The organism is Paraburkholderia bryophila (assembly GCF_013409255.1).
Taxonomy (GTDB): domain Bacteria; phylum Pseudomonadota; class Gammaproteobacteria; order Burkholderiales; family Burkholderiaceae; genus Paraburkholderia.
In genome coordinates, this window is the sequence record NZ_JACCAS010000001.1 from 1031272 (window position 1) to 1046318 (window position 15047).

The 15047-nt window shown below is 65.9% G+C and carries 11 protein-coding genes; 5 read left to right on the plus strand and 6 right to left on the minus strand.

Annotated elements, in window-relative coordinates; all coding sequences use genetic code 11:
• Positions 1–186 precede the first annotated feature (186 nt).
• Genes GGD40_RS04685 through GGD40_RS04710 form a run of 6 tightly spaced genes read right to left on the minus strand, consistent with a single transcriptional unit; the run spans position 187 to position 8145 of the window.
• On the minus strand, positions 187–1308 hold the full coding sequence (locus tag GGD40_RS04685) for a glycosyltransferase family 4 protein (protein WP_179742935.1): 1122 nt from the start codon (positions 1306–1308) through the stop codon (positions 187–189).
• Positions 1305–3686 carry a hypothetical protein gene (locus GGD40_RS04690; protein ID WP_179742936.1) on the minus strand — a complete coding sequence of 794 codons (2382 nt, stop codon included), beginning with the start codon at positions 3684–3686 and terminating at the stop codon, positions 1305–1307. Before GGD40_RS04690 ends, GGD40_RS04685 begins: the two co-directional genes overlap by 4 nt.
• Positions 3687–3699: 13 nt before the next feature.
• Positions 3700–4857 (minus strand): glycosyltransferase family 4 protein, encoded by a 1158-nt coding sequence (locus tag GGD40_RS04695; protein ID WP_179742937.1) that lies wholly within the window; start codon positions 4855–4857, stop codon positions 3700–3702.
• Entirely contained in the window at positions 4854–6032 is a 1179-nt protein-coding gene (locus GGD40_RS04700) for a glycosyltransferase family 4 protein (RefSeq protein ID WP_179742938.1), read from the minus strand. The genes GGD40_RS04695 and GGD40_RS04700 overlap by 4 nt, the downstream gene beginning before the upstream one ends.
• Positions 6033–6043: 11 nt before the next feature.
• Complete coding sequence (locus tag GGD40_RS04705) at positions 6044–7612, minus strand: hypothetical protein (protein ID WP_179742939.1); 1569 nt, start codon at positions 7610–7612, stop codon at positions 6044–6046.
• On the minus strand, positions 7612–8145 hold the full coding sequence (locus tag GGD40_RS04710) for a GNAT family N-acetyltransferase (RefSeq protein WP_179705216.1): 534 nt from the start codon (positions 8143–8145) through the stop codon (positions 7612–7614). Before GGD40_RS04710 ends, GGD40_RS04705 begins: the two co-directional genes overlap by 1 nt.
• Before the next feature lie 291 nt (positions 8146–8436).
• Between GGD40_RS04710 and GGD40_RS04715 the strand changes: the two genes are divergently transcribed.
• The 5 genes from GGD40_RS04715 to GGD40_RS04735 all read left to right on the plus strand — a co-directional run bounded on the left by GGD40_RS04715 (position 8437) and on the right by GGD40_RS04735 (position 14766).
• Positions 8437–8688: an acyl carrier protein gene (locus GGD40_RS04715; protein WP_035550733.1), complete on the plus strand. Its 252-nt coding sequence runs from the start codon at positions 8437–8439 to the stop codon at positions 8686–8688.
• A complete protein-coding gene (locus GGD40_RS04720; protein WP_179742940.1) occupies positions 8685–9944 on the plus strand; it encodes an acyl-CoA dehydrogenase family protein in 1260 nt (419 codons plus the stop codon). Before GGD40_RS04715 ends, GGD40_RS04720 begins: the two co-directional genes overlap by 4 nt.
• A 4-nt stretch (positions 9945–9948) precedes the next feature.
• Positions 9949–11016: an amino acid--[acyl-carrier-protein] ligase gene (locus tag GGD40_RS04725; RefSeq protein WP_179705218.1), complete on the plus strand. Its 1068-nt coding sequence runs from the start codon at positions 9949–9951 to the stop codon at positions 11014–11016.
• Entirely contained in the window at positions 11013–12116 is a 1104-nt protein-coding gene (locus GGD40_RS04730; protein ID WP_179742941.1) for a DUF1839 family protein, read from the plus strand. Before GGD40_RS04725 ends, GGD40_RS04730 begins: the two co-directional genes overlap by 4 nt.
• A gap of 73 nt (positions 12117–12189) precedes the next feature.
• Entirely contained in the window at positions 12190–14766 is a 2577-nt protein-coding gene (locus GGD40_RS04735) for a glycosyl hydrolase 2 galactose-binding domain-containing protein (protein ID WP_218900808.1), read from the plus strand.
• Positions 14767–15047 lie beyond the last annotated feature (281 nt).

Genomic DNA, 15047 nt, shown 5'->3' on the forward strand with positions numbered 1-15047 from the left:
CATTAAACAGGCGACGAAGGATTTCATAACGCAAACGGCCGCGCTACCTGCCTGGACTAGCAGGTAGCGCGGCCGTTTAGACCCGCTCCGTCTCAAACAAGAACCGCACGCATCGGAACAAATAAGATTGTTCAGTAATCCGTCTCAGCCACGCTTATATCGCGCCCCTTTCAACCTAAAGTTTCCTCAAGACTTCTCAGGCACCGCGAGATTCGAAGTCACCATCGTCGCAAACCGACGCGGCTGACAACTGGCCAACGTCCGTTCATAAATCGCGAGATAACCGTCACTCACCTGCTGCACGCCGAATTTGTCGAGATTGAGCGGCGCTCGCGCGCACAACGCGGCGTGTGCATCGGCATCCGTCAACAAGTGTCCCAACGCGTCGGCCAGCGCAACCGGATCCTGCACCGGCACCAGCACACCGGCCTCACCGCCATCGAGCATTTCCGGAATACCACCCACCCGGGTCGCGACAATCGCACGCCCCGTCTCACGCGCCTCGCACAGCACGAGCCCCGCCGCCTCATAGTGCGAGGCCAGCACGAACACATCGGCCTGCGCGAGATACGCGCGCGGATCAGCTACAAAACCTTCAAAGCGCGTTTGCTCCGCGACACCCAGCGTCAAAGCGAGCGCTTCCATTGCCGCACGATCAGGCCCATCGCCGACGAGATACAACACCGCGTCCGGCACACGTCGGCGCAGCAGCGCGAACGCATTCAACAGATCGCCGATGCCCTTGCGCTCATACATCCCCGACACCGTGACGATGCACGGATGCGCCAACTGCGGCGTCGACGCCACCGGCGTCCCGGCAAGCCGTGGCGTGCCGATCGTGCCATTTCGCACCACGCTCAACCGCTCACGCGGAATACCACGCCGCGCCATCGCGACCGCTACCGCATCGCTGACCGCCACCACGTGATCGCCGATGCCCATCAGCGAAGCCGTACGCTGAAACTCGTTATGCACCGTCGTGACCAGCACGAAGCGCCGGCTGAACGCGCTAAAGCGTGCGATCAAAGCGCCGGTCATCATGTGCGCATGCACGACGTCGGGATCGAACTGTGCGACGAGCCGCCTGAACCCGGCCACCATCGCCGGCACACGGGACGGCTTGGGCGACTGCGGCAGCACCACATGACGCACGCCGTGCCGCGCCAGCAGTTCCTCGAAACCGCCGCCCGCCGAAGCCACGATCACCTCGTGCCCGGCGCGCGCCTGCAGACACGCAAGGTCGATCATCACGTTGACGATGCCATTGCCGATACAGCGCGCGTGATTGGCGAGATGGATGATTTTCATGGGATTTGCGCAACATTCGTTGAATGAGTCGGCGCCGCCGCTTGCGGCGCAGCCGGCGGCATGAAGCGGTACATCAGCGCCTTGCCGTAGGCATCTTCTTCAGCCAGCACGAGGTATTCGCCCGACGCAAGACGGTGCGCGGTGAGCGGCATCGGCACGTCGGCCCAGCCGCTTTTCGAGCCGACTTCGCGGCCGGGCGACAGACGGCCGACGTCGTGTCCCGACGCGCGGTCGTAGACGCGCACGATCGCGCTGCGCGTTTCGATCGCGAACACGTAGTCGCCCGCCACCGCGAAGCCGCTGATCGACGACCAGTCCGGCGCGCCACGATCGGGCAAGCCGATCACATAGCGCAGCACCGGCTTGCCGCTCTTCCAGTGGTCGTAACGCGCGAGTTGCGAGCCCGCGCTATTCCAGTTGTCCTGCACGAACGGATGCGCGGGCGTCGAGCCAGAGACGAACATCGTGTCGTCGTCGGGGAAGTAGTTCATCCGCGCGATCCGGTAAAACGGTGCGGGCGGCGGGTACTGCCGCATCGCCGCATAGCGGTAGATCGGATTGCCCGCGTGGTCGAAACCCTGCAACGGAAACTGGCGGATACCCTGCGATTCGGTGCCTTGCCAGATGTCGCCACGGCTGTCGACCCACCACGCGCGCAGTGGCGGCGCGTTGGTGCTGCCGGTGCTCTGATCGAACGCGGACGCGGAGAAATCGCCCTTGCCGGTCGCGTCGCGCCAGATCCATTCGCCCTGCGGCGGCTGGTTGGGCGGCCACGTGCCGTCGATATGCGCCTGCGAAAAGAGACCCGATGGAATCGCGGTCTCGCGGTCGTCGGCGAAACGATAGATGCGCAGATACGACGAGTACATATCGGTCGTATAGAGCAGCCGATGTCCGCGCACGTCGCGCACCATCGGCATGCCGCGCTGACCGCCGAGATACAGGTGAAAGTACGGGTCGTACGGATAGCGGAAACGGTCCGCCGTGTAGCCGGCGTACGACCACTCTTCACCGGCGGGCCGCGACAGATCGAGCGTGAAGCGCTTGCTGCCGGTGTAAATGGAAGGCGGCTCGCCGTCCACGAACTGCGCGCCGTCGACGAACAACAGCCCTTGCAGACTGAAACGCTGCGCACCGTCCGGCGTGTAGCTTTCGAGCAGCGCGCCGTCGAAGGTGCTCGGCCCCGCGCCGAACGGCCGCGGCCCTGCGCCGTTCATCGACACGTAGAGATTGCCGGCGCGATCCACGCCGACCCCTGTCAGTCCGTTGAAGCGCTGCGGCCCTGGCGCGCCGGCCCGACCGGCGTAGATACCGCCCTGCTGGCCGAAGCTCGCCGACAGTTGCATGCCCGCGCCGGGTTGAGACGCCGCCGTAAAAATCAGTATCTGCTGACGCACACCGTTATCCGCGACCAGCAGACGTCCACGCGTATCGACGGTCAGATCCACCGGCACGACACCGGCAGGCAGCGCCAGTTCGCCAAGCCGCGCACCGTCGCGCGCATGGTGAACCACGCGCCGCGCGCCATCCGTGCGGCTGTTCTCGATGACCCACAGCGAACCATCCGGCGCGAGCGCGAGACGGCCTGGCTCATGCACCGGAAAACTGCCGACCGGCTGCATGGTCTGCGCGTCGAACATCTGCACGCGATTGTCGAGTTGATTCCCGACGAAGAGCCGTGTTTCATCCGCGGCCAGGCCACGAATCGCGTAATCCCCTTTGGCCGGATACGCCGAAATCAGCAGATACGCGAGATGCCCGCCCGGAAACTTCACCTGCCCAGCGAACGGCACGCCGTCGCTGATGTCCGCACGACTGCGGCGCGCCACGCCGGTCCACTCTTCCCCCTCGCGCGGTGTCGGCCGATGCTTGGCTTCCTCGTTGCCAAGGCTCACCACCGTCTGCGCGGTGTAGACGTATTCGTCGTTCACCGCGATCGCATCGCCGCCCATCATTCCCCAGCCGTGCGACTCGCCGCCGTGCCTCACCAGTTCGCCGTTGCGGTATTGACCGAGTTCACCGCCGCCTTCGTCCCACGGCGCATTCGTGAACACGTCGCCATTCGGCGCGACGGCAATTGCCTGCACGTCGATCTGCATCCAGCGCTTGTCCGCGTAGCCCCACGTATTGCCAACCCACGAGGTCCGATACGACAACGACGGATGCGCCAGCGCCGCCAGCGCTTCGGCCGCCGGCACGGCGGCGGAGGCGACGGTCAACGCGCGCGCGCCGGCCGCTTCGGCAGCGCGCGCCAGCGTCGCGCCAGCGCCGGTCACGGCGCCGCCCGATCCGCCGGCACTCAGCAGCACCAGCACCGGCAACGCCAGCGCCGCGGCGCACACCGCACGTTCGAAAGTTTTTCGGGTGGGACGTCGCATGATCACGGCCGCGTCAGAACGCGTCGATCGCTTCGCGGTAGACGGCGGCGACCTGCGCGGCCACGACCGCCTGATCGAAATGCTTGCGCGCATACGCGCGGCACGCCGCGTTGTCCGGCACCGCGCGTTGGCCGAGAAGCACCTCCATGATGCCTTCGCCGATCGCCTTGAAGCCGCCCGACGGCAGCACCAGTTCCGCCGACAGCGGCGCCACCGCTTCGGGCAACCCGCCGACCGGCGTCACCAGCACCGGCGTGCCGGCCGCCAGCGATTCGATCGTGGTGAGACCAAAACCTTCGAGCGATACCGTCGGCACGACCGACAGATCGGCCGCGCGATACCACAGCGGCACTTTGTCATCCGCGACGAAACCCACTAGCTGAACGTTGCGCTCCAACCCACGCGCGACGATCCGCGCCTGCAGTTGCTCTTCCAGCGGCCCGGTACCCGCGATCGTCAGCAGCACATCGGGCAGCGCGGGTTTGACGATGGCCATCGCATCGATCAGATCCTCGAGCCCCATGCGCGACACGAGGCGGCGCATACAGAACAGCAGCGGACGATCCTGCGGCAAACCAAGCCGCTCGCGCGCCTTGATCCTGGTTGCGCGTACATTGAATCGCGCAACGTCGACGCAACCCGGCACCACGCGAATCCGTTCCTCGCGCACGCCATAGGTTTCGTGAAGCAGTTGGGCAAACGCCCGCGACAGCACGATATGACGCGTCGCGCCGCGATAGACGAACCGTTCGAGGGCGAGTCGCGCCGCGCGCGACCAGCCGCCACCGCCGCCCGGATACGATTCGGCCGCCCACGGCCCATGAAAATGCACGACCTTCGGCACGCGACGAAACACGCCGGCAGTCGGCGCCGCATACAGCGCGAAATGCGAGGCGACGACATCGGGCATCTTCGCGGCGCGCAGCGCACGCGACTGCACGCGCGAGCCCCACAGCCGCGCACCCAGTTGCTCCTGCGCACCGGCGAATGCCAGCACGCGGCCGCCCGACGCGTCGAACACGCCGGGGCTGCCCGCCACCATGCCGCGCACGCTGACGCCCTGGTCGGGCAGCGTGTCGATCAGGGCCTTGAACATACGATCGAGGCCACCGGGCCGTTCGTTGAACCAGTGCATGCCAATCTGCAGCGAATCGATTGGAGTCCCACTCATAATTTCACCGGCGCGCTCGCGCAGTTGGACGGCATCGCGTGGGCTGTGCGCCGCGCGTGTACCTGTTCATAGACGGCCAGATAGCGCTCGGCCATCGCGTGCCAGCTCAAGGTGCCTGCTACTTCGCGCGCGGCCGCGCCGAGGTTTCGCGCGTAGGCCGGGTCGCTAGCCAGACGTTCGATCGCGGCGGCCAGCGCCGTCGCGTCGTTGGGATCGTCGAGCACCATGCCGCTGTCCGCCGTGATCACTTCCGCGCCGCCCGCGGTGCGCACCGTGATCACCGGCAAGCCGGCGGCCAGCGCTTCGAGCAGCACCAATCCCATCGGCTCGTAGCGCGACGGAAACACGAACGCATCGACCGAGCGCATCAGCGCGGGCATGTCCATCACCATGTCGGTGAAGTGGACCCGCTGCGTCAAACCGAGCGACGCCACCAGCGCCGGATACGGACTGTTGTGCAAAATGCCGGCGACGGCGAGATGCACGTCGACGCGGGTCTGCACGAGTGCGTGCAGCACGGTGTCGAGATTCTTGCGCGACATCCGCAGATCACCGGCGAACAGCAGCATGAACGGTGCGGACGGCAAGCTGAAACGCTCGCGTTCCGACGCACCGGGCGTGAACTCGCCGACGTCGACGCCGTTATGAATCACCTGCACGCGCGCCGAGCCGATGCCGAGCGCGCGCACCTCGCCGGCCACTTTCTGCGAGACCGGCACGATCACGTCCGCGTGCCGGAACGCCCATTTTTCGCAGGCGATATTCAGCAGCGTGTAGATCACCTGATACGCGTGATACAGGTTGTGCAGCAGTCGAAACGGATAGAAGCCGCAGCGATACCAGCCGTCGTGTACGAAATGTGCCGCGTTGACATCCGCGCGCGCCCACGCGATAAAGCCGTTCACATGCACCACGTCGAACTCGTCGCGATGCGCGCGAATCCAGGCGCCGCAGCGCCACGCGAACATCTGGTACTGCACGAGCTTGGTCGGCAGCCGGCTGCCGGCAATCCGCACGAAACGCACATGCGGATGCTCGATCAGTTCGGCGGCTGCTTCGGCGGCGAGCAGCGTCACCGTATGACCCGCCGCGAGCGCCGCCTGCACGATCTCGTAGTTGACTCGCCCTTGCCCATCGTTTTTGCGCACGACATGGGTGACGATCAGAATCCTCATCCTGTGGTCCTTCATCTGACTTTCTTCAGGTACTGTTCGACGCGTCGAGCGACCGCGCCGGAAGCGGGCCGCGGCGTTTGACACTCGCGCGCGTAGCGCAGCGAAATGACCGGCAGGGTCACGCCGAGAAAGAAGAACATTCCCGACACGGAGGTCAGCGTGTTGATGAAAATCATCATCGAGAAAATCGCCACGGCCACGCCGACGCCCGACACCGCCATCAGATCGGTGGGATGCAGGCGGCTCGCGCGGTACGCCCGCCACATCAGCATCAGCACGCCGGTCGTATACAGCAGCGTGCCGGGCCAGCCCATCACGAAGGGCACTTCCATCAGGCCGCTGTCGAAATCGACCATGGCCTGCGATTTGTTATCGGAGAGCTTGGTGCCCAGCCCGATCGAGCCGAAGCCCTGCCCCGCGATATCCGTAAACGCCGACGAAAAGAAACTCTTGTAGAACTCCGCGCGCGCCTGATAGCTGTTGTCCTGGCCGAGGTCCTGCATCGTGCTGAAGCGCGCCATGACCGGCTCCGCGACCTGGTCGATCATCATCAGCGGCGTGGCCATCACGGCCAGACCCAGTACGCCGGCGAGCAAACGCAGGCGGCTTTTGCCGTCGAGCATCGCGAACGAATACACCAGCGCGATCGCGAAACCGCCCCACGTGCTGCGCGCGCTGGTCAGCAGCAGCGCGGGAATGCCCACGCAGCCGAGTACGATGCGCGCCTTGCCGCGCGCCGCGAACGACATGAGCAGTAGCGCCATCAGCGTGACCGCGAACGGGCCGCACGAATTCATCGTGCTGCTCACACGCATGCCGAACGGCACCGGCTGCCCCTCGGATTGCATCTTCGACGCGATCAGCCAGAACGCGTCCCACGGCATCGGCGAAACGAATTCGAGCAGGCCATACAGGCTCATCAACAGTCCGCCGAATACAAAGGTCTTCAGCAGCACCCGGTGATAGTCGGGGTAATGACGCCATGTCACGGTCAGGTAAAACGCCACCATCACCGGATACAGCCAGTTGATCAGCGTGTAGGTGGCCGGCGCGGGACCGACCTGCGCCATTCCGATCACGTACGCGTAGAACAGCGCGATCACGATCAGCACCAGCGGCGCCGCGCGGCGCTGGCCCAGCAGCGTGACGTGCTTGAGCAGCGTCAGCCCGGTCAGCGCGACGGCCAGCAACGGCGCGACCATGATCGGGCTCTGGTCGTTGAACGCACCGTTGACGAAGTCGGCGAGACGCCGCACTTCCGGCGTGAGGAAAAACAGCCAGCAGACGAAGCCGAGGTAATGCGCGGGCGAGCGCCAGTACAACACCAGCGCGACGCCGAACGCGCCGAGCGGGAAGAAAAATTCGACCAGCCGGCCTTGATGCAGCAGCACCAGCAGCAGGGTCACGGCGAATAACGCCAACGGCAGGCGCAGCGGATGACGCAGGCCTTTCGTTGGCGTACCTGAGGTGGCCGCCGGCGGCGCCGCCGGCGCTTCGCCGTAGGGCGGCCCGGGCGGCTTCAGTGGCTTCGGGACGGCGAGCTGAGCGGCACGCGAAGGCGTGACCAGCATCCGCCCCATCACAACAGCTCGAAGGTATTGACGAGCACCGCGCCGTCGCGCTCGCGGCGGCGCGTACCGAAGCGCGGCGCGCTGCTGCGCACCTGGCGCGTCAGGCCGATGAACGGCACGCCGTGTTCCAGATACGGTCCTTCGGTCTTGCGAAAGCCGAATTGCTCGTAGAAATCGCGCAAGCCGAGCGGCGCGCTCACCCGCGCGGCGTGTCCCGGCCAGCGTTCCGCGATCGCCTGCAACACACGTTCGATCAGCAGTTCGGCGGTGCCGTCGCCGCGCCGCAGCGGGCTCGTCAGCACCTTGTCGATGGTGATTTCCGGATCTTCCGCGTCGCCGGGCTGCAAACGGGCGTAGGCGAGGATCGGCATGGGCCGCGCGATGTCCTCCACCGCGAACACGTGCAGCGAGTTTTCGTCACGGCCGTCGGCGTCGAGACAGACATGCGACTGTTCGACCACGAACACCGCGCTGCGCGCGCGCAAAATCAGATATAGCTCGCGTGCCGAAAGCTGCTCGAATTCCAGCGTTTTCCAGTTCATCACGTTCCCCAGCGGTCAATGAGTTCAGCGAGCGCGGCTTCGCCCGCCGCCCTCGACGGCCTGGCTCGACAGGCCGGCACGTTGTCATGGCTACACGGTACTTCCGCGAAACGCGCGTTTCCGTGCGGCATCGCACTGACGCTGGGCTTTGACAATTCTTAAATACGACTTATTGGAAAACGGCCGTGCTCACCGCGGCAACCACCACCCCGCAACCACCACATGCGCGCGTTTTCCGCCAGAACCATCCGAGAGACCGTTCCAACTTCAACAATCAGGGGGCACCACACCATGAAAACCGCATTGCGACGCATCCTTTCCGAATCGGCCCGCCTCGATGTCCCGCCGGACAGCCTGGCCGACGACGCCGATCTGTACGCCGCGGGCCTGTCCTCGCTCGCGACCGTGCACCTGATGCTGGCCATCGAAGATCAGTTCGACATCGAGATCCCGGACCGTCTGCTGACGCGCCGGCTGTTCTCCAGCATCGATTCGATGGCCGCCGCGATCACCGAGCTGCAACAGGCGAAGGCGGCAGCATGAACACGCCGCTGCTGGATGCGGCCGCCGCCCAGCCCGGCGGCGACGCCGCCGTCGTGCTCACGGCGGTCGAACCCGAGCCCGGCTGGCGCGCCGCCGCACAACGCTGCGCCGCGATCGCCGCCCAGTTCGCCGACGCGGTGGACCGCGACGCGCGTTTCCCGAGCGAGGCCTTCGACGCGCTCAAACGCGAGCGCCTGCTCTCGGTGATGGTGGCGGTCGCCTTTGGCGGCGCCGGGCTCTCGCTCGCGGAAGTCGGCGCGATCTGCGAGATCCTCGCGCAAGGCTGCGCCTCGACCGCGATGGTGTTCGCGATGCATCAGATCCAGGTGGCGTGTATCGCGGCGCATGGCAGCGGCTCGGCGTGGCATCGACAGTTGCTCGCGCAACTGGTCGAGCGGCAGTGGCTGCTGGCTTCGGCGACGTCCGAGGAAACCATCGGCGGCAACATGCGCACCAGCGCCTGTTCGGTCGAACTCGACGGCGCGCGCTTTCGGATCGAAAAGCTCGCCCCGACGATTTCGTACGGCGCACACGCGGACGGCATTCTGGTCACCGCGCGCCGCACCGCCGAATCGGCCGCGGCCGATCAGGTGCTGATCGTCGCGTTACGCGAAGAAACGCAGCTCGAAAAACGCGGCGGCTGGGATGCGATGGGGATGCGCGGCACCTGCAGCGAAGGCTTCCGGCTGGTCGCCGGTGGTCTCGCCGAACAGATTTTGCCAACCCCGTTCGCCGAGATCGCCGACCAGACCATGCTGCCGGTCTCGCATACGCTGTGGGCGTCCGTCTGGACCGGCGTGGCCGGCGACGCGGTGAATCGCGCGAAAGCCTTCTTCCGCGCCCAGGCCCGCTCGACACCCGGCGCGGTGCCACCGGCCGGCTTGCGCCTTGCCGAAGCGGTCGGCCTGCTGCAGATGATGCAGGCGCGCCTCGCGGTCGCGCTGGACGCTGCCCGCGCCGCGCACGACGCGCGTCATGGCCGCTCGCAGGCCGATGCGCCGCTCGCGGCCCAGCTCGGCTTCGCCTCCGACATGAACACGCTGAAGACCAGCATCTCCAACATGGCGCTGCAAGTCGTGCATGAAGTGCTGATGATCTGCGGCATGGCGGGCTACAAGAACGGCACACCGTATAGCGTCGGCCGCCATTTGCGCGACCTGCACTCCGCGCCGCTGATGATCAACAACGACCGCATCGCACAGAACACGGCGAGCCTGTTGCTCGCGCAACGGCCTGCCGCTCCGGGGAGAGCCTGACAAAATGAACACCATGACCGACACGGCCGCACTGGCCGGCGCTTCTGCCGCTGCTTCTACCGACCAACCCGCCGCGACGAACTTCCGCGACGAACTGCTCGCCGCGGGCCTGCTGATCGACACCGGTGAAAACGGCCTGTACGGCCGTAGCCAGATTTTCGAAGACGTGCTGGACCGCCTGAACGTGGCCATCACGCATCTGGGCGCGGACCAGCAGCCGGAAGTGCTGCGCTTTCCGCCGGCCATGCGCCGCACCGACTTCGAAGATAGCGAATATCTGAAGAGCTTCCCGAATCTGGCCGGCACGATCCACTCGTTCTGCGGCAACGACATGGGCCACCAGCGCCTGCTGCGCGCACTCGACGACGCGATGACCGAGCGCGACGACGATCGCGCGGATGCGTGGATGGAACAGCAGAAGCCCACGCGCGTGGTGCTGACGCCGGCCGCCTGCTATCCGATCTATCCAGTGATGGCGCGGCGCGGTCCGCTGCCGGCGGACGGCCGCACGATCGACGTGCTGTCGTATTGCTTCCGCCACGAACCGTCGCTCGATCCCGGCCGCATGCAGATGTTCCGCCAGCGCGAATACGTGCGTCTGGGCAGTCCCGCGCAGGTGATGGCGTTCCGCCAGATGTGGATCGAACGCGGCTCGCTGCTCGTCACGCTGCTGCAACTGCCGGTCGAAGTGGACCTCGCCAACGACCCGTTCTTCGGCCGCGGCGGCAAGATCGTCGCCGACAGCCAGCGCGCTCAGGCGCTCAAGTTCGAACTGCTGATTCCGATCGCCGATCCGCGCGGCAAGACCGCCTGCCTGTCGTTCAACTATCACATGGACCACTTCGGCGCGATCTGGAAAATTGCCTGCGACGACGGCGAGGTCGCGCACACGGGCTGTGTCGGCTTCGGCATGGAACGCATCACGCTCGCGCTGTTCCGGCATCACGGGCTCGACGTGAATGCGTGGCCCGACGACGTGCGCGCGCTGCTGTGGGGCGATACCGAGGCACGCGTGGCGCACGGCATGCAGACGCTGCCCGCCACTGCACCCGGCGCCGGAGAGAGCGCATGAACCCGTCGCTGACACCTGCGCCGACGGGGCCGCAAACGGCTTTTCCGTTGGGGCGCCGCGTCGATTTGCCCACTCAGGACGGTGCCTCCTCGGCCGTGCCCGCTGTGCCCGCTGTGCCCGCTGCGCTCGTCACACCCGCCGCGCATTTGCGGCAGCACGCGCCGCATGCGCTGCATCAGGGCGAGCGCGTGTGGCAGGAAACCAATTGCTACGTCGATCTGTGGATCGAACTGCTGCACGGTTTCGGACTCGATCCGCGCGCGGCATTGGCCTTCACCGTCACGCAGGACTTCGAAGGCGATCAGTTCACGTTCTTCAAATTCCCGCTCGAAGACCTGGAGCGGCTCTACGGCACCCAGGTGCAGGAACTGGCCATTTACGATTCGCTCGAAGCCCGCGTGCTCGCGCAAACCCAACGCGGCCATACCGTGCTGGTGGAAGTAGACGGCTTCTATTTGCCGAACACGCGCGCCACGTCCTACCGGCGCGAGCATCCGAAGACCACGGTGGGCATCGACTTTATCGATCCCGCCGCGCGCCGCCTCGGCTATTTTCACAACACCGGCTATCACCAGCTCGACGGCGACGACTACGACGGCGTGTTCCGCAAGCTGCCGCAATTCGCGCAGCAACCCGACCTGCTGTTTCCGTATGTGGAATTCGCCAAGCAGGCGCGACCCGCGCTGGAGGGCACCGCGCTCGCGGAAACGTCGGCGGAACTGTTGTGCGCGCATCTGAGCCGGCGGCCGTTGACCAATCCGATATCGCAGTGGCGCGCCGCATTTCCCGCGCATCTCGACATGCTGCTCGAACGCGGCGAGGCGTTCTTCCACCCGTACTCGTTCAACCTGATGCGGCAGCTTGGCGCGAACTTCGAGTTTCTGTCGAAGTATCTGCTGTGGCTTGGCGCGCAAGGCTTCGAGATGCCGGCCACGATCCCGGCCGCGGCGCAAAGCATCGCGGCGGAGTCGATGGTGATGCAGTTCCGGCTCGTGCGGGCGATTGCTCGCAAGCGCCGCGACCTGTGCGAAGACTGTTTCGACGTGCTCGAAAGCGCTTATGAGAAGACGCTGCCGCCGCTCGCCGCGCTGGTGGCATGACGTCTTGACGGTGTGATGTCGTGATAGATCGTCTGACGCTTCAAAGAACACTCGGGGATTCGCCGTGGATGTAATGACGATCGACCCGACGCCCGCCGAAGCCGAAGCCCATGGCTTGCTGGCGGACTCGCTGTGGCCGCAACGCCTCGACAGCGGCTGGCAATGCGTCAGTACGCCGCCAGGCGCTTGCGCGTCGCCCGCCGACCTGCCCGCGCAAGGCTGGCTCGCCGCGCCGGTACCCGGCACGATCGCGAGCGCGAGGCGTGCCGCCGGCCAGTTCGACGTAGCGCACCCCGCCCCGCTCGCCTTCGACGATCACTGGTACCGGCTCACGCTGACCGGCATCGGCCGACGCCGCTTGCGGCTGCACGGTCTCGCCACGCTCGCCGAAGTCTGGGTCGACGGCGTGAAGCGTCTCGATTCCGACTCGATGTTCGTCGCGCACGATCTCGACATCGAACTGAGCGGCGATACCACGCTCGCGCTGTGCTTCCGCTCGCTGACTCCCGCGCTCGCGGCCAAACGCTCGCGCGCGCGCTGGCGGCCGCGACTCGTGACGCCGTCCACACTTCGCAATGTGCGCACGACGTTGCTCGGACATATGCCCGGCTGGTGTCCTTCGGTGCAGGCGGTGGGACCCTGGCGGCCCATCGAATTACTGAGCGACGCGCGCCACGCGATCGACACGATTGATCTGACGAGTCGCGTCGATCGCGACGACGGCGTTGTTTCGCTAACGCTACGTTTTGTGCATCCGCAGGTTGGCGACGACTGCCGTGCCTCGTTAAATTGCGGCGACGCCGTTTCGTCTTTGCAATGGACCGACGCTTACACACTGAGCGGCAGCGTCCGTGTACTTAACGCCCAACGCTGGTGGCCGCACACGCACGGCGAACCCACTTTATATCCGCTGACATTGCAGCTCGATGACGCGCGTGTGTCAGCCGAGCCGTCGTCGCATTCGCTCGGTTCGATCGGTTTTCGCAGCATCGAAGTGGAACGCGGCGCGGACGGCATGGGCTTCGCATTGCGTATCAATGACCTGCCGGTGTTCTGCCGCGGCGCCTGCTGGACCAGTGCGGATCTCGTCACGCTCGCCGGCAGCGAGGCGCAATTGCGCCACGCGTTCGCGCTGGCCCGCGACGCGGGCATGAACATGCTGCGCGTGGGCGGCACGATGGTGTACGAATCCGATACGTTCTACGCACTCGCCGACGAATACGGCCTGCTGATCTGGCAAGACTTCGCATTGGCGAATTTCGACTACCCGAACGACGCCGCATTCAGCGCGTCGATCGAACGCGAAGCCAGCCAGTTTCTGACCCGCACGCGCCGCTTCGCGGCACTTGCGGTGCTCTGCGGCGGCAGCGAAGTCGACCAGCAGGCGGCCATGTTCGGCCTGCCGCCTTCGATGCGCGCGCAACCTTTATTCACCGAACAGTTGCCCGCGATCGCCGCGCGCGAACGTCCGGATGTGCCGTACGTCGGCAACTCGCCGTCCGGCGGCGTGTGGCCGTTTTCGACTAATGAGGGCATTACCCATTACTACGGCGTCGGCGCGTATCAACGGCCGCTCGACGACGTGCGCCGCGCGCAGGTGCGGTTTGCGGCGGAGTGCCTTGCGTTCGCCAACGTGCCCGACCACGCCACCCTGCACGACGTGCTCGGCACGATCCACGCGCACGATCCGCGCTGGAAAGCCGCGGTCCCGCGAGACCCGGGCGCGGGCTGGGATTTCGACGACGTGCGCGACCACTATCTCCAGTCGCTCTACGGCGCGGAGCCGGCGCGCTTGCGCTACGAGGATCCGGAGCATTACCTGGATCTGTCGCGCGCGGTGGTCGCCGATCTGATGAGCGACGTGTTCGCCGAATGGCGCCGCGCGGGCTCTGGTTGCGGCGGCGCGCTGGTCTGGCAGTTGCAGGACTTGCGCGCCGGCGCAGGCTGGGGCGTGATCGACGCCACAGGACGGCCTAAAAGCGCGCTGCACGGCCTCGCGCAGACGCTCCAGCCCCTGCAGGTGCTGATCACCGACGAAGGCCTCAACGGCCTCGATATTCATCTGCTGAACGAGCGTGCTGAACCGTTGCACGCGCAACTGGAGCTGGTCTGCCTGCGTGACGGCTGTGTAAAGGTGGTGTCCGCGAGCCGCGCGGTCGAACTCGCGCCGCACAGCGCGCAGCGCCTGAGCGCCGCCGACTGCCTCGGCCAGTTCTTCGATTTCACGCACGCGTACCGCTTCGGCCCGCGCGCGCACGACGTCACGATTGCGACACTGCGCGACGCAGCGGACGGCCGGGTTGTGTCGGAAGCGTTTCATCTGCCGGAGCGCCGCGTCGGCGAGCGCCATGATCTGGGCTTGAGCGTGACTGTCGAACGCAATGCCGCAGGCGACGGCTGGCAACTCGTCATCGAAGCGAAGCGTTTCGCGCGCTTCGTTCATATCAATGACACACACTACCGGGCCGCGCGCGACTGGTTTCATCTGCCGCCGAACCGCCCTTGCGTCGTACCGCTCATCCCACATGCCGAACTTCGCGAAATGGTTGCGTCCGCATCCAACCCGGCGTTTAAAGCCGATGCAACATGCGCGGCGCCGGCCGGTGAAGTGCGCGCGGTCAATGCGATTTCCGCCAGTTTTTACGGCTGAGCCCGCGCGCCGATCGGACCGGTCCCTCAAGAACCGCATGAAACCTCGCGCTGCGCGAAGCCGCCTGTCTGGTCTGCGGAATCACTGTCGGAATTTGCCCGACTATCGGCGGCTCGAACCCGGCGATTCGTACGGCACCGTACGCAGCGTATAGAACAGTTCTGAATCAAATCCGGCACATCCCGGACACCGCTCGACAACCCTCATGCAAAGGGCATTGCATCCGTGAGACACCCTCTGCAAGGCTCTGCCCAACACCCACAAACTCAATCCGATCAAGG